The sequence below is a fragment of the Serratia sp. G204Y genome, assembly GCF_051172435.1.
Classification (GTDB): Bacteria; Pseudomonadota; Gammaproteobacteria; order Enterobacterales; family Enterobacteriaceae; genus Serratia; species Serratia sarumanii.
This window is the reverse complement of the sequence record NZ_JBPIZA010000001.1, coordinates 2,450,888-2,473,555: the sequence shown is the minus strand read 5'-3', so window position 1 is coordinate 2,473,555 and position 22,668 is coordinate 2,450,888. Positions and strand designations below refer to the sequence as shown.

At 63.0% G+C, this 22,668-nt stretch carries 25 protein-coding genes and 1 riboswitch; of the genes, 16 read left to right on the top strand and 9 right to left on the bottom strand.

Annotation, left to right across the window (positions count from 1 at the left end; genetic code table 11):
- Positions 1 to 194 precede the first annotated feature (194 nt).
- Positions 195 to 1,190 carry a 6-phosphogluconolactonase gene (pgl, locus tag ACSBQQ_RS12055; RefSeq protein ID WP_033637496.1) on the top strand — a complete coding sequence of 332 codons (996 nt, stop codon included), beginning with the start codon at positions 195 to 197 and terminating at the stop codon, positions 1,188 to 1,190.
- A gap of 67 nt (positions 1,191 to 1,257) precedes the next feature.
- On the opposite strand, the gene ACSBQQ_RS12050 is transcribed toward pgl, so the two are convergent.
- Together ACSBQQ_RS12050 and dmeF are read right to left on the bottom strand one after the other, a co-directional pair.
- A complete protein-coding gene (locus tag ACSBQQ_RS12050; RefSeq protein ID WP_033637497.1) occupies positions 1,258 to 1,740 on the bottom strand; it encodes a kinase inhibitor in 483 nt (160 codons plus the stop codon).
- A 32-nt stretch (positions 1,741 to 1,772) separates the two neighbouring features.
- A complete protein-coding gene (dmeF, locus tag ACSBQQ_RS12045; RefSeq protein ID WP_072269907.1) occupies positions 1,773 to 2,738 on the bottom strand; it encodes a CDF family Co(II)/Ni(II) efflux transporter DmeF in 966 nt (321 codons plus the stop codon).
- 78 nt (positions 2,739 to 2,816) lie between these two features.
- Here dmeF and ACSBQQ_RS12040 point away from each other — a divergent pair, with 78 nt between their 5' ends.
- Entirely contained in the window at positions 2,817 to 3,092 is a 276-nt protein-coding gene (locus ACSBQQ_RS12040) for a metal/formaldehyde-sensitive transcriptional repressor (RefSeq protein WP_019453999.1), read from the top strand.
- A gap of 2 nt (positions 3,093 to 3,094) precedes the next feature.
- Positions 3,095 to 3,496, top strand: a complete 402-nt coding sequence (locus ACSBQQ_RS12035) for a YkvA family protein (protein ID WP_016928691.1) — start codon at positions 3,095 to 3,097, stop codon at positions 3,494 to 3,496.
- 4 nt (positions 3,497 to 3,500) lie between these two features.
- On the opposite strand, the gene bioA is transcribed toward ACSBQQ_RS12035, so the two are convergent.
- Positions 3,501 to 4,775 carry an adenosylmethionine--8-amino-7-oxononanoate transaminase gene (gene bioA, locus ACSBQQ_RS12030; RefSeq protein ID WP_060428240.1) on the bottom strand — a complete coding sequence of 425 codons (1,275 nt, stop codon included), beginning with the start codon at positions 4,773 to 4,775 and terminating at the stop codon, positions 3,501 to 3,503.
- Positions 4,776 to 4,863: 88 nt separating this feature from the next.
- Here bioA and bioB point away from each other — a divergent pair, with 88 nt between their 5' ends.
- Genes bioB through bioD form a run of 4 tightly spaced genes read left to right on the top strand, consistent with a single transcriptional unit; the run spans position 4,864 to position 8,470 of the window.
- Positions 4,864 to 5,901, top strand: coding sequence for a biotin synthase BioB (bioB, locus tag ACSBQQ_RS12025; RefSeq protein WP_033653544.1), 1,038 nt, complete (start codon positions 4,864 to 4,866; stop codon positions 5,899 to 5,901).
- Entirely contained in the window at positions 5,901 to 7,052 is a 1,152-nt protein-coding gene (gene bioF, locus ACSBQQ_RS12020; protein WP_060428242.1) for an 8-amino-7-oxononanoate synthase, read from the top strand. Before bioB ends, bioF begins: the two co-directional genes overlap by 1 nt.
- Complete coding sequence (gene bioC, locus ACSBQQ_RS12015; RefSeq protein ID WP_033647122.1) at positions 7,036 to 7,803, top strand: malonyl-ACP O-methyltransferase BioC; 768 nt, start codon at positions 7,036 to 7,038, stop codon at positions 7,801 to 7,803. The genes bioF and bioC overlap by 17 nt, the downstream gene beginning before the upstream one ends.
- A complete protein-coding gene (gene bioD, locus ACSBQQ_RS12010) occupies positions 7,796 to 8,470 on the top strand; it encodes a dethiobiotin synthase (protein ID WP_039566910.1) in 675 nt (224 codons plus the stop codon). The genes bioC and bioD overlap by 8 nt, the downstream gene beginning before the upstream one ends.
- A 27-nt stretch (positions 8,471 to 8,497) precedes the next feature.
- On the opposite strand, the gene ACSBQQ_RS12005 is transcribed toward bioD, so the two are convergent.
- Positions 8,498 to 9,220, bottom strand: a complete 723-nt coding sequence (locus ACSBQQ_RS12005; RefSeq protein WP_033647117.1) for an ATP-binding cassette domain-containing protein — start codon at positions 9,218 to 9,220, stop codon at positions 8,498 to 8,500.
- A 144-nt stretch (positions 9,221 to 9,364) separates the two neighbouring features.
- Here ACSBQQ_RS12005 and ACSBQQ_RS12000 point away from each other — a divergent pair, with 144 nt between their 5' ends.
- The 3 genes from ACSBQQ_RS12000 (at position 9,365) to ACSBQQ_RS11990 (ending at position 12,708) form a co-directional block, all read left to right on the top strand.
- Positions 9,365 to 9,544 (top strand): hypothetical protein, encoded by a 180-nt coding sequence (locus ACSBQQ_RS12000; protein ID WP_130042688.1) that lies wholly within the window; start codon positions 9,365 to 9,367, stop codon positions 9,542 to 9,544.
- 784 nt (positions 9,545 to 10,328) lie between these two features.
- A complete protein-coding gene (gene uvrB, locus ACSBQQ_RS11995) occupies positions 10,329 to 12,341 on the top strand; it encodes an excinuclease ABC subunit UvrB (RefSeq protein WP_033647115.1) in 2,013 nt (670 codons plus the stop codon).
- A 100-nt stretch (positions 12,342 to 12,441) separates the two neighbouring features.
- On the top strand, positions 12,442 to 12,708 hold the full coding sequence (locus ACSBQQ_RS11990; protein WP_004939783.1) for a VF530 family DNA-binding protein: 267 nt from the start codon (positions 12,442 to 12,444) through the stop codon (positions 12,706 to 12,708).
- A 6-nt stretch (positions 12,709 to 12,714) separates the two neighbouring features.
- Here ACSBQQ_RS11990 and yvcK read toward each other — a convergent pair whose 3' ends face one another.
- On the bottom strand, positions 12,715 to 13,632 hold the full coding sequence (gene yvcK / locus ACSBQQ_RS11985; protein ID WP_060428244.1) for a uridine diphosphate-N-acetylglucosamine-binding protein YvcK: 918 nt from the start codon (positions 13,630 to 13,632) through the stop codon (positions 12,715 to 12,717).
- 259 nt (positions 13,633 to 13,891) lie between these two features.
- A riboswitch (molybdenum cofactor riboswitch) is annotated at positions 13,892 to 14,036 on the top strand.
- On the opposite strand from yvcK, the gene moaA reads away from it, so the two are divergent.
- The 6 genes from moaA (at position 14,023) to ACSBQQ_RS11955 (ending at position 17,585) form a co-directional block, all read left to right on the top strand.
- On the top strand, positions 14,023 to 15,009 hold the full coding sequence (gene moaA / locus ACSBQQ_RS11980) for a GTP 3',8-cyclase MoaA (RefSeq protein WP_016928681.1): 987 nt from the start codon (positions 14,023 to 14,025) through the stop codon (positions 15,007 to 15,009). (Overlaps the previous riboswitch by 14 nt.)
- A gap of 24 nt (positions 15,010 to 15,033) precedes the next feature.
- Positions 15,034 to 15,549 (top strand): molybdenum cofactor biosynthesis protein B, encoded by a 516-nt coding sequence (gene moaB / locus ACSBQQ_RS11975; protein ID WP_033637505.1) that lies wholly within the window; start codon positions 15,034 to 15,036, stop codon positions 15,547 to 15,549.
- A 3-nt stretch (positions 15,550 to 15,552) separates the two neighbouring features.
- The gene (gene moaC / locus ACSBQQ_RS11970) at positions 15,553 to 16,032 is read left to right on the top strand and encodes a cyclic pyranopterin monophosphate synthase MoaC (protein WP_033637506.1); all 480 of its coding nucleotides are present in this window, start codon (positions 15,553 to 15,555) and stop codon (positions 16,030 to 16,032) included.
- A complete protein-coding gene (gene moaD / locus ACSBQQ_RS11965; protein ID WP_019453985.1) occupies positions 16,029 to 16,274 on the top strand; it encodes a molybdopterin synthase sulfur carrier subunit in 246 nt (81 codons plus the stop codon). Before moaC ends, moaD begins: the two co-directional genes overlap by 4 nt.
- A gap of 2 nt (positions 16,275 to 16,276) precedes the next feature.
- On the top strand, positions 16,277 to 16,744 hold the full coding sequence (gene moaE / locus ACSBQQ_RS11960) for a molybdopterin synthase catalytic subunit MoaE (RefSeq protein ID WP_004939764.1): 468 nt from the start codon (positions 16,277 to 16,279) through the stop codon (positions 16,742 to 16,744).
- 130 nt (positions 16,745 to 16,874) lie between these two features.
- Positions 16,875 to 17,585, top strand: a complete 711-nt coding sequence (locus tag ACSBQQ_RS11955; RefSeq protein ID WP_033637508.1) for a Bax inhibitor-1/YccA family protein — start codon at positions 16,875 to 16,877, stop codon at positions 17,583 to 17,585.
- Positions 17,586 to 17,660: 75 nt separating this feature from the next.
- Here ACSBQQ_RS11955 and ACSBQQ_RS11950 read toward each other — a convergent pair whose 3' ends face one another.
- The 4 genes from ACSBQQ_RS11950 to hlyD are packed head-to-tail and all read right to left on the bottom strand — an operon-like array spanning position 17,661 to position 22,661.
- Positions 17,661 to 18,767, bottom strand: coding sequence for an ABC transporter permease (locus ACSBQQ_RS11950; RefSeq protein ID WP_033637509.1), 1,107 nt, complete (start codon positions 18,765 to 18,767; stop codon positions 17,661 to 17,663).
- A gap of 11 nt (positions 18,768 to 18,778) precedes the next feature.
- On the bottom strand, positions 18,779 to 19,933 hold the full coding sequence (locus tag ACSBQQ_RS11945) for an ABC transporter permease (protein WP_060426447.1): 1,155 nt from the start codon (positions 19,931 to 19,933) through the stop codon (positions 18,779 to 18,781).
- Entirely contained in the window at positions 19,930 to 21,666 is a 1,737-nt protein-coding gene (locus ACSBQQ_RS11940) for an ATP-binding cassette domain-containing protein (protein ID WP_060426450.1), read from the bottom strand. Before ACSBQQ_RS11940 ends, ACSBQQ_RS11945 begins: the two co-directional genes overlap by 4 nt.
- A gap of 8 nt (positions 21,667 to 21,674) precedes the next feature.
- On the bottom strand, positions 21,675 to 22,661 hold the full coding sequence (hlyD, locus tag ACSBQQ_RS11935) for a secretion protein HlyD (RefSeq protein ID WP_033647110.1): 987 nt from the start codon (positions 22,659 to 22,661) through the stop codon (positions 21,675 to 21,677).
- Between the last annotated feature and the right edge of the window lie 7 nt (positions 22,662 to 22,668).

Sequence of the window (22,668 nt, the reverse complement as noted above, 5' to 3'; positions counted from 1 at the left end):
TGTTATTGGTTTTTATATGAAATAACTGTAATTACATACAGTTATGTTTCCGATGGTACACCGGATAGCCAACGGAGAAAACCGCGTGAGCTTCCGGTGCTAAGCGGGGTTGCCATGCGACGGATGTGCGGTAAGCTAGGGGCAATCGAACGGCCTGAAACCGGTTCCTCTTTTACCCTTTGCAAGGAGAACACATGAAGCAAATCGTTTATGTCGCCAGCCCGGAGAGCCAGCAGATCCACGTCTGGCAGTTGGACGACGCCGGCGCGCTGGCGCTGCTGCAAACCGTTGACGTGCCGGGCCAGGTGCAGCCGATGACCCTTCATCCGGACAAGACCCACCTGTACGTCGGCGTGCGTCCGGCGTTCGGCATCGTCAGCTACCGCATCGAGGCGGACGGCACGCTGCAGCAGGCCGGCATGGCGCCGCTGCCGGGCAGCCCGACCCATATCTCCACCGATTTGCAGGGGCGTTACCTGTTCTCCGCCTCCTACAGCGGCAACTGCGCCAGCATCAGCCCGATCGGCCACGACGGCGTGGTGACGGCGCCCATTCAGCAGATCGACGGCCTGACCGCGCCGCACTCGGCGAACATCGATCCGACCAACCAGCTGGTGCTGGTGCCTTGCCTGAAAGAAGACCGCATCCGCCTGTTCAACCTGAGCCTGGCGGGCCAGCTGACGCCACATGCGCAGGAAGCGGTGGCGACCGCCGCCGGCGCCGGCCCGCGTCATATGGCGTTCCACCACAACGACAAGTTCGCCTACTGCGTCAATGAGCTGGACGGCACGGTGGACGTGCTGGCCATCTCGGAAAACGGCGGCAAATACACCGTGACGCAGACGCTGGACATCATGCCGGCCGACTTCGACGGCACCCGCTGGGCGGCGGACATCCATATCACGCCGAACGGCCGCTTCCTGTACACCAGCGACCGCACCGCCAGCATTCTGACCATCTTCAGCGTTTCCGCAGACGGCGGCACGCTGAGCGTGGTCGGCTATCATCCGACCGAAGCGCAGCCGCGCGGTTTCAACATCGATCACAGCGGCCGTTTCGTGATTTCGTCCGGCCAGAAATCCGATCACATCGCGGTGCATGAAATTGACCAGGCCAGCGGTAAGCTGACCACGCTGGCGCGTTATCCGGTGGGCAAAGGCCCGATGTGGGTGAGCGTGCTGGCGAAGTAATTCGGCGGTCAGACGAGTATGGAAAAAGCGCGATTCGGTGGAATCGCGCTTTTTTATTGGCGGGGGATCAGTTGAACGTCACCGTCAGCGTGGCGCTGCCGAGGCTGTGGAAATGGACGTTAAAGCCCACCAGCGCGCCGCTGGAACCCTCATCCACCTCGATGCGCTCCACGTCCAGCGCATGCACGGTGAACTGGTAGCGGTGGCTTTCGCCACTCGGCGGCGCCGCGCCGCCGTAGCCGGCTGAGCCGAAGTCGGTGCGGGTCTGCAGCGCGCCGGCGGGCAGCGGGGCTTTACCTGAGCCCGCGCCCTGCGGCAGCTCGCGCACGTCGGCGGGAATGTTGGCCACGATCCAGTGCCACCAGCCTGAGCCGGTCGGGGCATCGGGATCGTAAACGGCGATCACGAAGCTTTTGGTGCCGGCCGGCACGCCGTCCCAGGCCAGGTGGGGCGACAGGTTATCGCCGTGATAGCCCATGCCGTTGAAAACCTGCTGCTGCGGCAGTTTGCCGCCGTCCTGCAGATCGTTGCTGTACAAACGAAAAGCCATAGTGACTCCCAGTTGTCGGTAAACGCGAACCCTTAAGCTAGATCTTTTCGGTGGAACAATACAACCCCTTGCGCCAGCGGCGGACGGTTGATCTCGACGGTGACATGCACCAGTTCGGGACGCGCGGCCAACAGTTGGCGTACCCGATCGGGGGTGAGGGTGCGATCGGCGCTGCTCAAGGCGATGACGCAATGATACTTTCCTTTGCCGATGCGGCCTAAATGCAAATCGGTCAGCGTAAGCGAGTGGCCGGCAGTGGCCAGAGTTTGACGAATCTCTTGTGCAACGGGAGCGTCCATTTCGGCATCCAGCAAAATCTTTCCACTATCGCGCATCAGGCTATAGGCCCAGGCGGCCACCATCATCGCGCCGACGATGCCCATCAACGGATCGAGCCATACGGCGCCCCAAAGCTTGCCGCCGAACAGCGCCACGATCGCCAGCACCGAAGTGGCGGCGTCGGCGATGACGTGGATATAGGCGGAACGCAGGTTGAGGTCATGATGATGGTCATCGTGGTCATCCCCGTGATGATGGTGGCCGCCGCCGCGCAACAGCCAGGCGCAAAGCAGATTGACGGCCAGCCCAATCGTACCGATGGCGATGGCTTCGTTGTAATGAATCGGGCTGGGATTCATCAGCCTTTGCGCAGACTGGAACAGCATCAGCGCCGCCACCAGCACCAACAACACCGCGCTGGTGTAACCGGCCAGCACTTCTATCTTCCAGGTGCCGAGGCTGAAGCGGCGGTCTTTGGCCAGCCGTCGTGCGGCGCCGTAAGCCAGCACCGACAGGCCCAGAGCCAGCGCGTGTGAGCTCATATGCCAGCCGTCGGCCAGCAATGCCATCGAGTTAAACAGCCAGCCACCGGCGATCTCGATGGCCATCATACCGGCGGTGAGTATCACCGCCCATCTGGTGTTTCTTTCAGCCAATGGGTTACCATCGTCAAAAACGTGGCTGTGCTCGCGGTGCAAAGCGAGCGCGTGAGAAGTCATGGTGAAGTTCCTCAGCAAAAGGTAGTGTGCTGAAATATACTATACCCCAGTATAGTAAATAACAATCAGGCGGAAATGATGAGCCATACCATCAGAGATCAAAAGAAGCTGTTGGCGCGGGTGCGCCGCATTAAAGGGCAGGCCGAAGCGCTGGAGCGCGCGCTGGAAAGCGGCGGTGAGTGTTCTGCTATTCTGCAGCAGATCGCAGCGGTGCGCGGCGCGGTCAACGGTTTGATGGCGCAGGTGCTGGAAGGGCACGTGCGCGAACACTTGGCTGCTGCGGACGCCACGCCGCAGCAGCGTGAGCAAGACATCGAGCAATTGATGACCGTCTTACGTTCCTATATGAAATAAGCATGATCTCACTGAAAAAACGCACGCCGTGGTTCGGCTGGCTGCGCCGTTGGGCCAAAGGCATCAAGCGCGATATTTACGCGCTGTGGCTGGCCGCCCGTGATAAGCGCACCCCGTGGTACGCCAAACTGATCGCGCTGCTGGTGGCCGGCTATGCGATCTCGCCTATCGATCTGATCCCGGACTTCATTCCGGTGCTGGGCTATCTGGACGACGTGATTATCGTACCGTTGGGCATCATGCTGGCGGTGCGCCTGATCCCCAAGCCGCTGATGGCCGAGCTGCGCGAGAAGGCGCAAAAGCGCGTGGATAACCCCACCGGCCGCATGGCGGCGGTGATGATCATTTTACTCTGGCTGCTGTGTCTGGGGCTGCTGGCCCGCTATCTGGACCAGCATTGGTAAGCCATTAACGCGCGGCGGCGGCCACGGCGGCGGTCAGGCGGCTGAGCTGTTCCGCTTCGATGATGTAAGGCGGCATCAGGTAAATCAGCTTGCCGAACGGCCGGATCCACACCCCGCGTTCGACGAACCCGCGCTGCAGCTCGGCGACGTTCACCGGTTCACGCATCTCCACCACCCCAATCGCGCCCAGCACCCGCACGTCCGCCACCTTCGGCAGCGCCGCGAGCGGCAGCAGCTCCTGCTTCAGCTGGGCTTCGATGGCGCTCACCTGCGCCTGCCAGCGATTTTCCGCCAGCAGAGCCAGGCTGGCATCCGCCACCGCGCAGGCCAGCGGGTTGCCCATAAAGGTCGGCCCGTGCATAAAGCAGCCGGCCGCGCCGTTGCTGATGGTCTCCGCCACGTGGCGGGTGGTCAGGGTGGCGGACAGCGTCATGTAGCCGCCGGTCAGCGCCTTGCCCAGGCAGAGAATGTCCGGCACCACCTGCGCGTGCTCGCAGGCGAACAGCTTGCCGGTGCGGCCGAAGCCGGTGGCGATCTCGTCGGCGATCAGCAGCACCTGATGGCGATCGCACAGCTCGCGCACCCGCTTGAGGTAGCTTGGGTGGTAGATGCGCATGCCGCCGGCGCCTTGCACCACCGGTTCCAGGATCACCGCCGCCACTTCACCGGCGTGCTGCTCCAGCAGCGCGGCGAACGGCGCGATGTCCTCTTCACGCCATTCTTCGTCGAAGCGGCACTGCGGCGCGGTGGCGAACAGGTGCGGCGCCAGATAGCCCTGATAGAGGCTGTGCATCGAGTTGTCCGGATCGCAGACCGACATCGCGCCGAAGGTATCGCCGTGATAGCCGTGGCGCAGCGTCAGGATGCGCTGCCGCCGCTCGCCGCGCGCCTGCCAATACTGCAGCGCCATCTTCAGCGACACTTCCACCGCCACCGAACCGGAATCCGCCAGGAACACGCACTGCAGCGCTTCCGGCGTCATCTCCACCAGCCGACGGCACAGCGAGATGGCGGACGGATGGGTAATACCGCCGAACATCACGTGCGACATCTTCTCCAGCTGCCGGCTGGCGGCCTGATTCAGGCGAGGATGGTTGTAACCGTGGATCGCCGCCCACCAGGAGGACATGCCGTCCACCAGACGCCGGCCGTCCGCCAGCTGCAGCTCGACGCCGCTGGCCGACTCGATCGGGTAACAGGGTAACGGGCGGCTCATGGAGGTGTAGGGGTGCCAGATATGACGTTGGTCAAACGCCAGGTCGGAAGCGGTGACAGACATACTTGTAAACCAAATTGAATTAAGATTGGTTGACAGTATATCCACAATATTTAAACTGGCGACACTTTTTCGTTTTGGAGACGCCATGATGGCCGATCGCATTCACTGGACAGTAGGGCAAGCCCAGGCCCTGTTTGATAAACCGCTGCTTGAACTGCTGTTCGAAGCGCAAACCGTACACCGCCAACACTTCGATCCGCGTCAGGTGCAGGTCAGCACGCTGCTGTCGATCAAAACCGGCGCTTGCCCGGAAGACTGCAAATACTGCCCGCAGAGTTCGCGCTACAAGACCGGCCTGGAGGCGGAGCGGCTGATGCAGGTCGAGCAGGTGCTGGAATCGGCGCGCAAGGCCAAGGCGAACGGCTCGACCCGTTTTTGCATGGGCGCGGCGTGGAAGAACCCGCACGAGCGCGATATGCCTTATCTGCAGCAGATGGTGCAGGGCGTGAAAGCGATGGGCATGGAAACCTGCATGACCCTGGGCACGCTGGATGGCACTCAGGCTGAACGGCTGGCGGAGGCCGGGCTGGATTACTACAACCATAACCTCGACACCTCGCCGGAGTTCTACGGCAGCATCATCACCACCCGCAGCTACCAGGAACGCCTGGATACGCTCGACAAAGTGCGCGATGCCGGCATCAAAGTATGCTCCGGCGGCATCGTCGGGCTGGGTGAAACGGTGCGTGACCGCGCCGGGCTGCTGGTGCAGCTGGCCAATCTGCCGAAGCCGCCGGAGAGTGTGCCGATCAATATGTTGGTGAAGGTGAAAGGCACGCCGCTGGCGGATAACGACGACGTCGATCCGTTCGATTTCATCCGCACCATCGCGGTGGCGCGCATCATGATGCCGTCTTCTTATGTCCGCCTTTCCGCCGGCCGTGAACAGATGAACGAACAGACGCAGGCGATGTGCTTCATGGCCGGCGCCAACTCGATCTTCTACGGCTGCAAGTTGCTGACCACGCCGAACCCGGAAGAAGACAAAGACCTGCAGCTGTTCCGCAAGCTGGGGCTGAACCCGCAGCAGACCGCCACCGAACACGGCGACAACCAGCAACAGCAGGCGCTGGCTAAGCAACTGCTGACCGCCGATACCGCCGAGTTTTACAACGCGGCGCTGTGATGAGCTGGCAACAACGCATTGAGCAGGCGCTGGCAGAGCGGCGCCTCAACGCCGCCTACCGTCGGCGACAGACCACCGAGGGCGGCAATGGCCGCCAGATTCGGCTCGGCGATCGTCTCTACCTGAATTTCTCCGGCAACGACTACCTGGGGCTGAGCCAGGATGCGCGGGTGATCGCCGCCTGGCAGCAGGGCGCGCAGCGCTACGGCGTCGGCAGCGGCGGTTCGGGCCACGTCACCGGCTTTAGCGCGGCACATCAGGCGCTGGAGGAGCAACTGGCGGCGTGGCTCGGCTATCCGCGCGCGCTGCTGTTCATCTCCGGTTACGCCGCCAACCAGGCGGTGCTGGCGGCGTTGATGCAAAAGGGCGATCGCATTTTGGCCGATCGCCTCAGCCACGCCTCGCTGCTGGAGGCGGCGGCGCAATCGCCGGCCGAGCTGCGCCGCTTCCAGCACAATCAGCCGCAGGCGCTGGCGGATCTGTTGGCCAAACCCTGCGACGGGCAGAGGCTGGCGGTGACCGAAGGGGTGTTCAGCATGGACGGCGACGGCGCACCGTTGGTGGAACTGCATCGCCTAACCCGCGCGGCGGGCGCCTGGCTGATGGTGGACGATGCCCACGGCGTCGGCGTGCGCGGCGAGCAAGGCCGCGGCAGCTGCTGGCAGCAGGGCGTGCGCCCTGAACTGCTGGTGGCGACCTTCGGCAAGGCGTTCGGCGTCAGCGGCGCGGCGGTGCTGTGCGATGAGGCGACCGCCGAGTATCTACTGCAGTTCGCCCGCCATCTGATCTACAGCACCGCGATGCCGCCGGCGCAGGCCTGCGCGCTGCAGGCGGCGCTGGCCTGCATTCGAGAGGGCGATGAACTGCGCGCCCGGCTGCAGGACAACATCCGCCGTTTCCGCCAGGGCGCTGCGCCGCTGGCGCTGACCCTGACGGACTCCGACACCGCCATCCAGCCGCTGCTGGTGGGTGACAATCAACGCGCGCTCGATCTGGCGACCCGCCTGCGCGAGCGCGGGCTGTGGGTGAGCGCCATCCGCCCGCCGACGGTGCCGCCGGGCGGCGCGCGGCTGCGCATCACCCTGACGGCGGCGCATCAGCCGCAGGATATCGATCGCCTGCTGGAGGTATTGCATGACGTCAGCCAATGACTGGGTGAACAAACAGGCGGTCGCTTCGGCCTTCAGCCGCGCCGCCGGCAGCTACGACGCCGCCGCCGCGCTGCAGCGTGACGTTGGCGAGCGCTTACTGGGGATGGGGAGTGCCCATCCGGGTGAACGGCTGCTGGATGCCGGCTGCGGCACCGGCTATTTCAGCCGCCTGTGGCGCGAGCGCGGCAAGCAGGTGACCGCGCTCGATCTGGCGCCGGGCATGCTGGATGTCGCCCGTCAACGGCAGGCGGCGCACCATTATTTGCTGGGCGATATCGAACAGGTGCCGCTGCCCGACGCGGCGATGGACATCTGTTTCAGCAGCCTGGTGGTGCAGTGGTGCAGCGATCTGCCCGCCGCGTTGGCGGAGCTGTACCGCGTGACCCGCCCCGGCGGCGCGATCCTGTTTTCCACGCTGGCGGCGGGATCGCTGCAGGAACTGGGGGATGCCTGGCAACAGGTGGACGGCGAGCGCCACGTGAACGCCTTTCTGCCGCTGGCGCAGATCCGCGCCGCCTGTGCTGGCTATCGACACGAGCTGGTCACGGAGTTGCGCACTCTGAACTACCCGGACGTGATGACGCTGATGCGTTCGCTCAAGGGCATCGGGGCCACGCATCTGCATCAGGGGCGCGAGGGCGGCCTGATGTCGCGCGGCCGTCTCGCCGCGCTGCAGGCGGCTTACCCGTGCCGGCGGGGGCAGTTCCCGCTCAGCTATCATCTGGCTTATGGAGTGATTTATCGTGATTAAACGTTGGTTCGTAACCGGCACCGACACCGAAGTGGGGAAAACCGTCGCCAGCAGCGCCTTGCTGCAGGCCGCCAACCGGGCGGGCTACCGCAGCGCCGGGTATAAGCCGGTGGCTTCCGGCAGCGAGATGACCGCCGAGGGACTGCGCAACGGCGACGCGCTGGCGCTGCAGGCCAACAGCGGCGTGGCGCTCAGCTACGATGAAGTGAACCCTTACGTTTTTGCCGAACCCACCTCGCCGCATATCGTCAGCGCCGATGAAGGCCGGCCGATCGACGCGGCGCGGCTGTCCGACGGCCTGCGCCGGCTGGAGCAGCGCGCCGACTGGGTGCTGGTCGAGGGCGCGGGCGGGTGGTTTACCCCGCTGTCGGCGGAGTACACCTTTGCCGACTGGGTGCAGCAGGAGCAACTGCCGGTGATCCTGGTGGTGGGCATCAAACTAGGCTGCATCAACCACGCGGTGCTGACGGCGCAGGCGGTGCAGCAGGCCGGGCTGACGCTGGCCGGTTGGATCGCCAACGACGTGGCGCCGCCGGGGCGGCGGCATCAGGAATACCTGGCCACGCTGCGCCGCATGCTGCCGGCGCCGCTGCTGGGCGAAATCCCGCACCTGCCGCAGGCCGAACGGGCGCCGCTGGGGCAGTATCTGGATATCAGCCTGCTATAAACTCTCAATGAGGGGGGCTTCTCTCCCTCATCCTTCTTCTTGCCCTGCCAACCCGGCGCCGATCAGCGCCTCATCCAGCTGCGCCAGCGCGCCGTGCGCCACCGTGCGCCCGCTATCCAACAGGCAGAAGCGATCCGCCACCCGGCGCACGAACGGCAGCTGATGCTCCACCAGTAAAATGGTCATGCCCAGTTCGCGGTTGAGCCGGCGGATCACGTTGCCGATGTCGGCGGCGATCGAGGGCGGTACACCCGCCGTCGGTTCGTCGAGGATCAGCAGAGCCGGCTCCTGGGCCAGCGCCCGACCGATCGCCAGCTGGCGCTGAGCGCCCACGCACAGATCGCCGGCGCGGCGCGCGCGCATCTGGCGCAAATGGGGAAACAGGCTGTAGATCAGCGGCGGAATACGGCGAGGGGCGCCGCGCCCGGCCATTTGCGCCACCTGCAGATTCTCCTCCACGCTCAACTGCGAGAAGAGCTGCCGCCCTTGGGGTACGTGGCTGATGCCCAGCGCGGCGCGGCGCTCCATCGGCTGCAGCAGCAGGTTTTGCGGCGGCTGATCCGCCGGCTGCCAGGTCATGCTGCCGCTCACCACCGGCACATGCCCCATGATGCAGTTGACCAGCGTGGTCTTGCCCACCCCGTTGCGCCCGAGCAGCACGGTGCACTGGCCGCGCGGCAGCTCCAGGTTGATGTCCCACAGGGTGTGGTTCTGCCCGTAAAATTGATTGACCGATCTCAGGCTCAGCATTTGGCATTCTCCTCATAGACGCTCGTTTCACTCGTTGGCGGGGGCTGCAAAGGCCGCATGAGCGGCGAATTTCCCGAGTGTGGCAATGTCTGGAACAAAATGCCGTCCGTCCGAGGAGCCAGAGCCAGGTCTGCGGTGGACGGAATGACAGTCAATATGTCGTTAAAAACGACGCTTGTGACGACTTGGTGTCGTTCTTGCGTTTTTACGGGCGATAACGCCGCGGCGGTGAAACTTCGCGGCCGGCAGCGCATCATGCTGCCGCACCGCATTTATACGCAGGAAGACAAAGCAACTCCCAGGCCAATTTTTGCCGCCGGGTGAAAACGGGGGATTGTTATCGCCTTGTTAACCGCACGTCAGGCCTGACGCGCGCTGCCGTGACGGCCTGAAAATACGCGGGCAAGTTAACCCGGACGTTTTTTGCACTCTTGTGGTGCTGTTCGGTGTGGGCATGGTGCAAGGCATTGCGCCGCCGTCAAGAGCGATCCACGTGAAAGGAGCCAATGCGATTTTGGCAATGGGGATTTTTAGTATTAATCGGCATAAACAAAGCGATATTTTTATGAAAAAATAACTAAAAAAGGCATTTTGGCCAGTGTAAAGGGCGAAAAGCTTTCTTTCTGTAACTCCCGCCCCGGGCGGGGCGGTGAGAGTTATCCACTATTCCTGTGGATAACCTTGTGTATTAGATTTAGAAAAACGCTGTAAAGCGAGAGCGGACGCGGGTTCTGTTCGCTTTGCCCGCATTCTCGTCTTTTTATTAAAGTAATTAATTATCAATAATTTAATTAAAATCAAGACGCGAGGGTATTGATCAGGTCTCTATGTATGATTTTTCGACGCGGTGCTATCAATAAGTTAATTCGCGGCAAGTTCTGGGGATAAATCTGTTATTGACAATAAAAATGTCACCGGACTGTAACGCCACGGTGCAACGGCGTTGCCGTGGCATCGGGCGCAGCGACGAATCCGCTTGAAGCTGGTTTTATATCCAGTATCATGGGCACTGGCGCAAATCGCCGACACTTTCCATAATTAGGGGCCATGCCCGGCGCAGAGTCGGCTGGCCGCCTGAGCGCGCGCATCTCCACAGGGTAGCCGAGCAATGAGTAAACTTTTCAAACTGCATTCAGAGTTCAAACCGGCCGGCGATCAGCCGGAAGCCATCCGCAAGCTGGAAGAGGGGCTGGAAGACGGCCTGGCGCACCAGACGTTGCTGGGGGTCACCGGTTCGGGCAAGACATTCACCATCGCCAACGTGATAGCCGATCTGAATCGGCCGACCATGGTGCTGGCGCCGAACAAGACGCTGGCGGCGCAGCTGTACGGCGAGATGAAAGAGTTTTTCCCGGAGAATGCGGTGGAATACTTCGTCTCCTACTACGACTACTACCAGCCGGAAGCCTACGTGCCCAGCTCCGATACCTTCATTGAAAAAGACGCTTCGGTGAACGAGCACATCGAGCAGATGCGCCTTTCCGCCACCAAGGCGCTGCTGGAGCGGCGCGACGTGGTGGTGGTGGCGTCGGTGTCGGCGATCTACGGCCTGGGCGATCCGGATCTTTACCTGAAGATGATGCTGCACCTGACCCAGGGGATGATCATCGATCAGCGATCCATTTTGCGCCGCCTGGCGGAGCTGCAATATTCCCGCAACGATCAGGCCTTCCAGCGCGCTACCTTCCGCGTGCGCGGCGAGGTGATCGACATTTACCCGGCGGAGTCGGACGAGCTGGCGCTGCGCGTCGAGCTGTTCGACGAAGAAGTGGAGCGGCTGTCGCTGTTCGATCCGCTGACCGGGCAGATCGAGCAGGTGGTGCCGCGCTTTACCATCTACCCGAAATCGCACTACGTGACGCCGCGCGAGCGGATCATGCAAGCGATGGAAGAGATCAAGGTCGATCTGGCGGACCGCCGCAAGGTGCTGCTGGCCAACAACAAGCTGCTGGAAGAGCAGCGCCTGACGCAGCGCACCCAGTTCGATCTGGAGATGATGAACGAGCTGGGCTACTGCTCGGGCATCGAAAACTACTCGCGCTACCTGTCCGGGCGCGCCGAGGGCGAGCCGCCGCCGACGCTGTTCGACTACCTGCCGGCGGACGGCCTGCTGGTGGTCGACGAATCCCACGTCACCATTCCGCAGATCGGCGCGATGTTCAAGGGCGACCGCGCGCGCAAGGAAACGCTGGTGGAGTACGGCTTCCGCCTGCCGTCGGCGCTGGACAACCGCCCGCTGCGCTTCGAGGAGTTCGAGGCGCTGGCGCCGCAGACCATCTATGTCTCCGCGACGCCGGGCAAATACGAGCTGGAGAAATCCGGCGGCGATCTGATCGATCAGGTGGTGCGGCCGACCGGGCTGCTGGATCCGATCGTGGAGGTGCGGCCGGTCGCCACCCAGGTGGACGATCTGCTCTCCGAGATCCGCAAGCGAGCGGCGATCAACGAGCGCGTGCTGGTGACCACCCTGACCAAACGCATGGCGGAAGACCTGACCGAATACCTGGAAGAGCATGGCGAGCGCGTACGCTACCTGCACTCGGACATCGATACCGTGGAACGGGTCGAAATCATCCGTGACCTGCGTCTGGGCGAGTTCGACGTGCTGGTGGGCATCAACCTGCTGCGTGAGGGGCTCGACATGCCTGAGGTGTCGCTGGTGGCGATTCTGGACGCCGACAAGGAAGGTTTCCTGCGTTCCGAGCGTTCGCTGATCCAGACCATCGGACGCGCGGCGCGTAACCTGAACGGCAAGGCGATCCTGTATGGCGATCGCATCACCGATTCGATGGCCAAGGCGATCGGTGAAACCGAGCGGCGCCGCGCCAAGCAGCAGGCCTACAACGAAGCCAACGGCATCGTGCCGCAGGGGCTGAACAAGAAGATCGGCGACATTCTGCAGATCGGCCAGCCGGTCAACCGCGCCAAGAGCAAAGGCAAGGGCAAGGCGGCGGACGGCGGCGCTTCGCTGCAGAACCTTACGCCGAAAGCGCTGGATCAGAAAATCCGCGATCTGGAAGCGCAAATGTACACCCACGCGCAAAACCTGGAGTTCGAGCAGGCGGCTGCGCTGCGCGACCAGATCCACCAGCTGCGCGAGCAGTTTATTGCGATTTCCTGACCGTTGGATGGCGCCCGCGCGGCGGGCGTCGAAATTCCTTGTCGGCCGCGTCAAAGCTGTTAAGGTGTGCGGCCCGATTTGACCACGAAGAGTACCGAACATGAGCCAACACCAGTCCAAAGACCCGCTGCACGGCGTGACGCTGGAGCAACTGCTGAATAAGCTGGTGGATCACTACGGTTGGTCCGAGCTGGGCGCACGCATTCGCATCAACTGCTTCCGCAGCGATCCGAGCATCAAGTCCAGCCTGAAGTTTTTGCGTCGCACGCCCTGGGCGCGCAAAGAGGTGGAAGATCTGTATATCGATATGGTCAGCCATCCCGCCCCAGCCAGCGATAATCCCTGGCTGCGCGGGCGAGACGGTTAAATTCGGTCAGCGGCGGGCGGCCAGCGCCACCAGCGCCCGATCCAGCGCCTGGCGCAGCAGCTGGCGATCGTGTCTGTAGGGGATGTCGCTCGCTTCCAGCGGCTGTTGAATCACCACCCGATCCTGCACTTCACTGGCGTCTACCACCGGGCCGACGATCAGCGCATCGATCATCCGGCGGCCAATCTTCTCTTCCATCAGCGTCAGCTTATCCTGTAGCGACAGCGCCGCGGCGGCCACGCTCAGCTCGCGGCCGAGGTTGCCGATATAGATCATGCTGGCGCTGCTGCGGCGCAGCGCCTGGGTGAGATCGTCCAGCAGCAGCAGCGGCATCAGGCTGGTGAGGAAACTGCCCGGCCCGATCAGGATCACGTCGGCCTGCGCGATGGCGTCCAGCGCTTCGCGCGTGGCGCTGACCGGCGGCGACAGCATCAGCTCCTGCGGCATATGGGCCAGCTGATCGACATTCACTTCACCGTAAACGTGATTGCCTTCGTGATCGTGCGCCATCAAATCCACCGGCTGCTCCGACATCGGGATCAGCGCCGCGTCTACCTTCAGCAGGCTGCGCACCAGGTTGATCGCTTCCAGCGGGCGCACGCTCAGGTGATCCAGCGCTTTCAGCATCAGGTTGCCGAGGTTGTGGCCGGCCAGTTCGCCGTTGCCGCTGAAGCGGTATTCGAACATCGCCGAGGCGACGCTCGGTTCGGTGATCAGCTGGTTGAGACAGTTACGGGTATCGCCCCAGGCAATGCCGCCTTCCGAACGGCGGATGCGGCCGGTGGAACCGCCGTTGTCGGTGGTGGTGACGATGCCGGTCAGGCGAGAGCCTAAGGACGACAGGGCCGACATCACACGGCCCAGGCCGTGTCCGCCGCCTAACGCCACCACGCGGTCGAGATCGGCCAGGGTACGATTACGCATAAATTTCCTTACAAAGGGGCTGAACTGCCCGCATAAGGTAACGGATCCGGCATAAAAACGCGATAAGAGTGTCATTTGCGTGATTCCGGTCAATTCGTCCGCGCAAGTGATGTTTATCATGGTTTACCAGAATACGCGGCGTCTAAAAACGCTGTATAGACAATTATATAGCGAATTTACGCGTTGGCTATCGTTGCCGATTAGCGCTAGAATTCTGCTGAAAACCACGGTTTCGTTCCGGCTACTCAAGGTAGCGGGAAGAGAAATCAAACTCCTAGCCCCTGCGCCTACGTTGTTCATCCGGAACGATATGGCGCCTGGGCCGTGGCGAAGTCAGCCACCAGGGTGCAGAGGGGAAACGCTCGCATCTCCCGACTTTGGAAAGGTGTTATGGTGCCGCAACTCATTGATGCTTATGAGCGCAAGTTCTATTACCTGCGCTTGTCGATCACCGACGTGTGCAACTTTCGTTGCACCTATTGTCTGCCCGACGGCTACAAGCCGAGCGGCAGCCCGAAAAGCTTCCTGTCGCTGGATGAAATCCGCCGCGTCAGCCGCGCGTTCGCCGAACTGGGCACCGAAAAGGTGCGCCTGACCGGCGGCGAGCCTTCGCTGCGCCGCGATTTTACCGAGATCATCGCCGCCGTGCGGGAAAACCCGGCCATCCGTACCCTGGCGGTCACCACCAACGGCTACCGTCTGGCGCGCGACGTTGCCGCCTGGCGTGACGCCGGTCTGACGGCAATCAACGTCAGCATCGACAGCCTGGATCCCCGCCAGTTTCACGCCATCACCGGCCAGGACAAGTTCCGCCAGGTGATGGACGGCATCGACGCCGCCTTCAGCGCGGGTTTCAGCAAGGTCAAGGTCAACGCAGTGCTGATGCGCGACGTTAACCACCAGCAGCTCGGCGCCTTTCTCGCCTGGATCAAGGACCGGCCTATCCAGCTGCGCTTTATCGAACTGATGGAAACCGGCGAGGGCGGCGAGCTGTTTCGCAAACACCACGTTTCCGGCGAAGTGATTCGCCTGCAGTTGGAGCAGCAGGGCTGGCAGCGCCAGGCACGCGGCCGCAGCGACGGCCCGGCGCAGGTGTTCAGCCACCCGGACTACCAGGGCGAGGTGGGGCTTATCATGCCGTATGAAAAAGACTTTTGCGCCAGCTGTAACCGGCTGCGCGTCTCTTCCATCGGCAATCTGCACCTGTGCCTGTTCGGCGAGCAGGGGGTGCCCCTGCGCGATTTGTTGGCGGACGACGGCCAGCTCGACGCGCTGAAGGCGCGCATCCAGAGCGGGCTGCTGAGCAAGAAACAGACCCATTTCCTGCATCAGGGCAACAGCGGGATCACCCAGAACCTGTCGTTTATCGGCGGCTGACAGCCAATAGGAGCCTATTGAACCATGAGCCATGCGAGCAGCGAGTTTATTGCGGCGCATATCGCCATCCTGACCGTCTCCGACAGCCGCGGCGCGGCGGAAGACACCTCCGGCCACTATCTGCAGGAAGCGGCGCAGGAAGCCGGCCATCAGGTGGTGGATCGCGCCATCGTCAAAGATGACATTTACCAGATCCGCGCGCGGGTTTCCGCCTGGATCGCCGATGACAACGTGCAGGCGGTGCTGATCACCGGCGGCACCGGTTTTACCGCCCGCGACAACACGCCGGAAGCGCTGCTGCCGCTGTTCGACAGAGAGGTGGAAGGGTTCGGCGAACTGTTCCGCATGGTGTCGTACGAAGAGATCGGCACTGCGACGATCCAGTCGCGCGCGCTGGCCGGCCTGGCCAACCGCACGGTGATCTTCGCCATGCCGGGCTCCACCCGCGCCTGCCGCACCGCCTGGGAGCGGATTATCGAAGAGCAGTTGGACGCGCGCCATCGCCCGTGCAACTTCCAGCCCCACTTGAAGAAGCCCTGAGTCATGACACAGCTAACCCACATTAACGCCGCCGGCGAAGCCCATATGGTTGACGTTTCCGCCAAGGCCGAAACGGTGCGCGAGGCGCGCGCCGAAGCCTTCGTCGAGATGCTGCCCGCCACGCTGGCGATGATCGTCGACGGCAGCCATCACAAGGGCGACGTGTTCGCCACGGCGCGCATCGCCGGCATTCAGGCGGCCAAACGCACCTGGGAGCTGATCCCGCTGTGCCACCCGCTGATGCTGAGCAAGGTCGAAGTGCAGCTGGAGGCGCAAACGCAGCACAGCCGGGTGCGCATCGAAACCTGCTGCCGGCTGACCGGCAAAACCGGCGTCGAGATGGAGGCGCTGACCGCCGCCTCGGTGGCGGCATTGACCATCTATGACATGTGCAAAGCGGTACAGAAAGACATGGTGATCGGCCCGGTGCGCCTGCTGGCGAAAAGCGGCGGCAAATCCGGCGATTTTAAGGTGAACGTATGATCGATATTCTTTTCTTCGCGCAGGTGCGCGAACTGGTGGGCACCGGCGGCCTGTCGATGCCGGCGGATTACCCGACCGTCGAGGCGTTGCGCCAGGCGCTGTGCGCGCGCGGCGATCGCTGGGCGCTGGCGCTGGAGTCCGGCAAATTGCTGGCGGCGGTCAATCAGTCGCTGGTGGCGGCGGACCATCCGCTGCGCGCCGGCGATGAAGTGGCCTTCTTCCCGCCGGTCACCGGGGGGTAAGCATGGAAAATACCCGCATTCGCGTGGGCGAAGCGCCGTTCAACGTCGGTGACGAGTACCAGTGGCTGGCGCAGTGCGACGCCGATGGCGCGGTGGTGACCTTCACCGGCAAGGTGCGCAACCATAATCTGGGTGACGACGTCAGCGCGCTGACGCTGGAACATTATCCCGGCATGACCGAGAAGGCGCTGGCGGAGATCGTGGCCGAGGCGCGCAGCCGTTGGCCGCTGCAGCGGGTGACGGTGATCCACCGCGTCGGCGCGCTGTATCCCGGCGACGAGATCGTGTTCGTCGGCGTGACCGGCGCGCACCGCAGCATGGCGTTCGCCGCCAGCGAGTTCATCATGGACTACCTGAAGACCCGCGCGCCGTTCTGGAAGCGCGAAGCCACCGGCCAGGGCGATCGTTGGGTGGACGCCCGCGACAGCGATCGCGAGGCCGCGCAGCGCTGGCACGACGCGGCTAAATAACGCGTCAACAGCGGAAACAAATCAAGACCTTTGCCGCTTTCGCCCGGCATATTCTGTGGTACGCTTATAGCAGGCGAAGCCCCGTTCGCGGGGCTTCGGAATCTTGTTTACAACGCAAAAGGTAACCGTCATGGACCGATATCCACGCTCTAATGGTTCAATCGTCGAACGTGCCAACAGCGGCATTCAGGCCTACATGGCGCAGGTTTACGGCTGGATGACCTGCGGTCTGCTGCTGACGGCGTTCGTTTCCTGGTATGCGGCCAACACGCCCGCGATCCTCAACTTCATCTTCTCCAGCCAGATCACCTTCTTCGGCCTGATCATCGCCCAGCTGGCGCTGGTGTTCGTGATCTCCGGCATGGTCAACCGCCTGAGCGGCGCGGTGGCCACTTCGCTGTTCATGCTGTACTCGGCGCTGACCGGGCTGACGCTGTCGAGCATCTTCATCGCCTACACCTACAGCTCGATCGCCAGCACCTTCGTGGTCACCGCCGGCATGTTCGGCGCCATGAGCCTGTATGGCTACACCACCAAGCGCGATCTGAGCGGCTTCGGCAGCATGCTGTTCATGGCGCTGATCGGCATCGTGCTGGCCTCGCTGGTGAACATCTGGCTGAAAAGCACCGCGCTGATGTGGGCGATCACCTACATCGGGGTGGTGGTGTTCGTCGGCCTGACCGCGTACGACACGCAAAAACTCAAGGCGATGGGCGAGCAGCTGAACGCCGATGATAAAGACAGCTTCCGCAAGTACGCCATCGTCGGCGCGCTGACGCTGTATCTCGATTTCATCAACCTGTTCCTGATGTTGCTGCGTATCTTCGGCAACCGTCGCTAAATCCGTGGCCTTTCAAGCAGCAGCTTGAAATCCACAGGACTTACCAGGCTCTGCATGTGACATGCAGAGCCTTTTTTATGCGATTTTGCGGCGGAACAGCGCGTAGGCGGCGCTGCCGGTGGTGGCGGTGATCACCAGCAGCGGCCACAGGCTGTGCCAGATGATGTCGAAGCTGGCGTCCTTCAGGTAGATCTGCTTGGTGATGTCGGTGAAGTGGCGTATCGGGTTAACCCAGGTCAGATCCTGCAGCCACACCGGCATATTCTCCACCGGCGAGACGTAACCCGAGAGCAGGATCGCCGGCATCATGAACACGAACACGCCGATGAACGCCTGCTGCTGAGTGGCGCACAGCGACGAGATCAGCAGGCCGAAACCGACCAGCGACAGCCCGTAGATCAGCATGGTGGCATAGAACAGCAGCAGCGATCCGGCGAACGGGATCTGATACAGGAAGATGCCGATCAGCAGCACGATGCTGGCCTGGAAGCTGGCGACGATCAGCGCCGGCACCGCCTTGCCGATAAAGATCTGCCAGGTGGTGAGCGGCGAGACCAGCAGCTGTTCCAGCGTACCCTGTTCGCGTTCGCGCGCCACCGACAGCGAGGTGACGATCAGCACGCCAATGGTGGTGATCATGGCGATCAGCGACGGCACCACGAACCATTTGTAGTCCAGATTCGGGTTATACCAGTTGCGCACCACCAGCTCGCTGTTGTTGGGTTTGGCGCGGTTGCCGAGCAGCTCGTTCTGATATTCCTGCACGATCTGCTGCACGTAGTTGGCGGCGATCTGCGCGCTGTTGGAGTTGCGCCCGTCGAGCAGCAGCTGCAGCGGCGCGGTGTTGCCGGTGGCGATATCGCGCGAGAACTGCGCCGGGAAGCGGATCAGCAGCAGCGCCCGCTGGTTGTCGATGGTGGTCTTTATCTCCTGCGGGCTGCGCAGCAGCAGCACGTGTTGAAAGGCCTTGGCCTTGGCGAAGCGCTGGGTCAGCTCTACCGAGGCCTGGCCGCTGTCCTCGCTGTAGACCGCGATGGTGGCGTTGGTGACTTCCAGCGTCGCGGCGAACGGGAACAGCAGCACCTGCAGGATCACCGGCATGATTAAAATGGCGCGGGTTTGCGGATCGCGCAGCAGCGCCTGCATTTCCTTGATGATGAGCGTCAACAGACGATGAAACATCGCTTTTCTCCTCAATCCAGCCGGCGCTGGGTTTTCCAGGCCGTCAGGCCGATGAACACCACCGCGGAAGCGATCAGGAACAGCAGATTGATCAGCAGCACGGTGCCGACGTTGCCCGCCAGGAACAGCGTTTGCAGCGTGCTGACGAAGTAGCGCGCCGGAATGATGTAGGTCACCGCGCGCACGATGGCCGGCATGCTGTCGATCTGGAAGATGAAGCCGGACAGCATGATCGACGGCAGGAAGGCGGCGTTCAGCGCCACCATCGCCGCATTGAACTGATTGCGGGTGAGGGTGGAGATCAGCAGGCCCATGCCGAGGGTGCTGGCGAGGAACAGGCTGCTGATCAGCAACAGGATCAGCAGGGAGCCGCGATAGGGCACGCCGAGCACCCACACCGCCACCGCCATGCACAGCGCCATCGCGGCCATGCCGAGGAAGTAATAAGGGATCAGCTTGGAGAGCAGCAGCTCGCTGCGCGTCACCTGGGTGGACAGCAGGGCCTCCATAGTGCCGCGCTCCCATTCGCGGGCGATCACCAGCGAGGTGAGGATGGCGCCGATCACCGTCATGATGATGGTGATGGCGCCGGGGATGATGTAGTGCCGGCTGATGGCCGCCGGGTTGAACCAGTAGCGCATCTGCACGTCAATCAGCGGTTTGTCGCTGTTGCCCCGATCGGTGGCGCGCTGCTGCTGCCAAACTTGCCATACGCCCTGGGCGTAACCCTGCACGAAGTTGGCGGTGTTCGGCTCGCTGCCGTCGGTGATCACCTGGATGGGGGCGCTGTCGTGCGGGCGCGCCATGCGCTGGTCGAAATCCACCGGGATCACCACCAGGCCACGGATCGTGCCGGCCTGCATCTGCTGGATCAGCCGTTGGCGGTTGTCGCTGATGGTCGGTTCGATATAGGGCGAACCGGCGAAGGCGTGAGCCAGATCGCGCGCGTCTTCGCTCTGTTGCTCCATCAGAATACCCAGATGCAGCTTGCTGGAGTCCAGGTTGATGCCGTAGCCGAAGATAAACAGCAGCATCAGCGGGATGACGAAGGCGATCAGGCCGCTGCTGGGATCGCGCAGTATCTGCAGCGTTTCCTTCAGGCATAGCGCGCGCAGCCGGCGCCAGGAGAAGCCGCCGTCGTCGATTGGGGTGCGGTTATCGCTCACCGTGATTCCTCCTCATCGTAGCCCTGCACCAGCTCGATAAACGCCTGCTCCATCGAGGGGTTGGGATTGTCGTCGCGCGCCACCAGCTGTTTGAGATCGTCCGGCGTGCCGGCGGCGATGATCTTGCCGCGGTATACCAGGCCGATACGGTCGCAGTACTCCGCCTCGTCCATAAAGTGGGTGGTCACCATCACCGTGACGCCCTTGTCGACCATGCCGTTGATGTGCAACCAGAATTCGCGCCGCGTCAGCGGATCGACGCCGGAAGTCGGTTCGTCGAGGAACAGGATATCCGGTTCGTGCATCAGCGCGCAGGCCAGCGCCAGGCGCTGTTTGAAGCCGAGCGGCAGCGCGTCCGGCGTCTGATCGAGGATCGGCGCAAAGTTGAAGGCGCGGGACATCTCGTCGATTTTGTCGCGCTGCGCCTTGCCGCCCAGGCCGTAGACGCCGGAGAAGAACTTCAGGTTTTGCGCCACCGTCAGGTTGCCGTACAGCGAGAATTTTTGCGCCATGTAGCCGAGCCGCTGGCGCGCCTTGCCGGAGCTGGTCTTCAGATCCATCCCCAGCACCAGCGCCTTGCCGCTGGAGGGGATCAGCAGGCCGCACATCATTTTGAAGGTGGTGGACTTGCCGGCGCCGTTCGGCCCGAGCAGGCCGAAAATTTCGCCGCGCCGCACCTGGAAATCAACGTGATCGGTAGCGGCGAAGTCGCCGAATTTTTTGGTCAGCTGCACCGCTTCGATCACCGTTTCACCGCTTGCGCCGTTGACGGTCGGCATGATCTCCGCCAGCGCCGAGCGGTGGTTGGGGCCGCCGCCGAGCAGATCGATAAACGCATCCTCGAAGCGCGGATCCGCTTCGTCCAGTTCGGCCTCCGGCAGATCCAGCGCCTGCAGCAGCCGGCGGTGATCTTCGCCTTCTTTCAGGATCAGGCGCAGATATTTGCCCTGGATCACCCCGTCGGTGACCGCCGGCAGGCAGATCGCCCGCTGCAGCAGCGATCGATGGCTGCCGGGGGGCGCGGCGATCAACACCGTGCGCCCGGCCATACGGCGGGTCAGCGCCTGCGGCGCGCCGCTGAACAGCAGCTCGCCCTCGTTGAGCAGCAGCACTTCGCGGCACTGCTCGGCTTCGTCGAGATAAGACGTGCTCCACAGGATCAACATGCCGTCGTTGGCCAGCTCGTGCACCATGCGCCACAGCTCGCGGCGCGAGATCGGATCGACGCCGACGCCCGGCTCATCCAGCAACAGCACCTGAGGTTCGCCCAGCAGCGTGCAGGCCAGGCCCAGCTTTTGCTTCATGCCGCCGGACAGCTTGCCCGCCAGGCGCTCGGTGAAGCGGGTCAGATCGGTGAATTTCAACAGCCGCTCGAAGGTCTGGCGGCGAAGATCGCCGGTGACGCCGCGCAGATCGGCGTACAGCGTCAGGTTCTCCATCACCGTCAGATCCTCATACAGCCCGAACTTCTGCGGCATGTAACCGAGGATCGCGTGCAGTTGACGATCCTGAGTGATCGGATCCAGCCCGGCGACCCGCAGTTTGCCGCTGCTGGGCTGCAGCAGCCCGGCCAGCATGCGCAGCAGGGTGGTTTTGCCGGCGCCGTCTGGGCCGACCAGCCCGATCACCGCGCCGCTGCGCAGGGTGGTAGTCAGGCTGGCGACCGCCGGTTTCTCAAGCGACGGGAAGCGCTTCTCCAGCCCTTCCAGCTCAATGGTGTGCGCCTGTTCCATGGCCGGCCTCAGGGTTTGGCGAAGCGCAGGGTGACCGGCATGCCCTGGCGCAGCGCGTCATCGGCGTCGGTGACGATCACCCGCAGGCGGTACACCAGATCGGTGCGCAGATCCGGCGTTTCAACGCTTTTCGGCGTGAATTCGGCGGTCGGCGAGACGAAGCCGATCTTGCCGTGATAAGGCTTGCCGGGGCGGCCGTCGGTGTAGATCTCCAGTTCGGTGCCGGGCACCGCCTGGCTCAGGCTGGTTTCGTTGACGTAGGCGCGCACCCACACCGGCCGGGTCAGCGACAGGGTGAAGACCGTGCCGCCGGCGCCGAGCATGGTGCCCGGCTCCACCGCGCGGGTCAGCACCGTGCCGGCGGAAGGGGAAACCAGCGTGGCGTCTTGCAGGTTCAACTGTGCCTGCGCCAGCGCCGCCTCGCTCTGCGCCACGTCGGCCTTGGCCTGTTCGATTTCTTGCGGGCGATTGCCGCTGCGGTATTGCGACAGCTTGTCCTTCGCCGCCTGCAGGTTGGCCTGCGCCTGATTGCGGGCGGTGCGCGCATCCTCCAGCGCGTCGGCGGAGGTAGCGTTTTTCGCCCACAGCCCCTGCTGGCGTTTCAGGAAGCTGTCGGCGTAGGCGAAGGCGGACTGGCGCTGCGCCATTTCCGACCGCACCTGGGCGATCTCTTCGGCGCGGTAACCGGCCTGCAGCAACGACAGCTTGGCGCGCGCGCTGCCGACGTTGGCTTCGGCCTGCTGCAGCGCGTTGCGGTAGGGGGCGTCGTCCAGCTTACCGAGCAACTGGCCCGGCTGAACGGCATCGCCTTCATCCACCGTCAGCGACGCCAGGCGGCCGTCGACGCGAAAGCCGAGGTTCACCGTGCGGATGTCGACGTTGCCATACAGCGTCAGCGGCTTATCCTGCTGCTGTTGGTAATGCCAGACCCCGTAAGCGGCGGCCGCGATCAGCAGAATTAACAACACGATCAAGGCACTGCGTTTTTTGTTCATAACACTC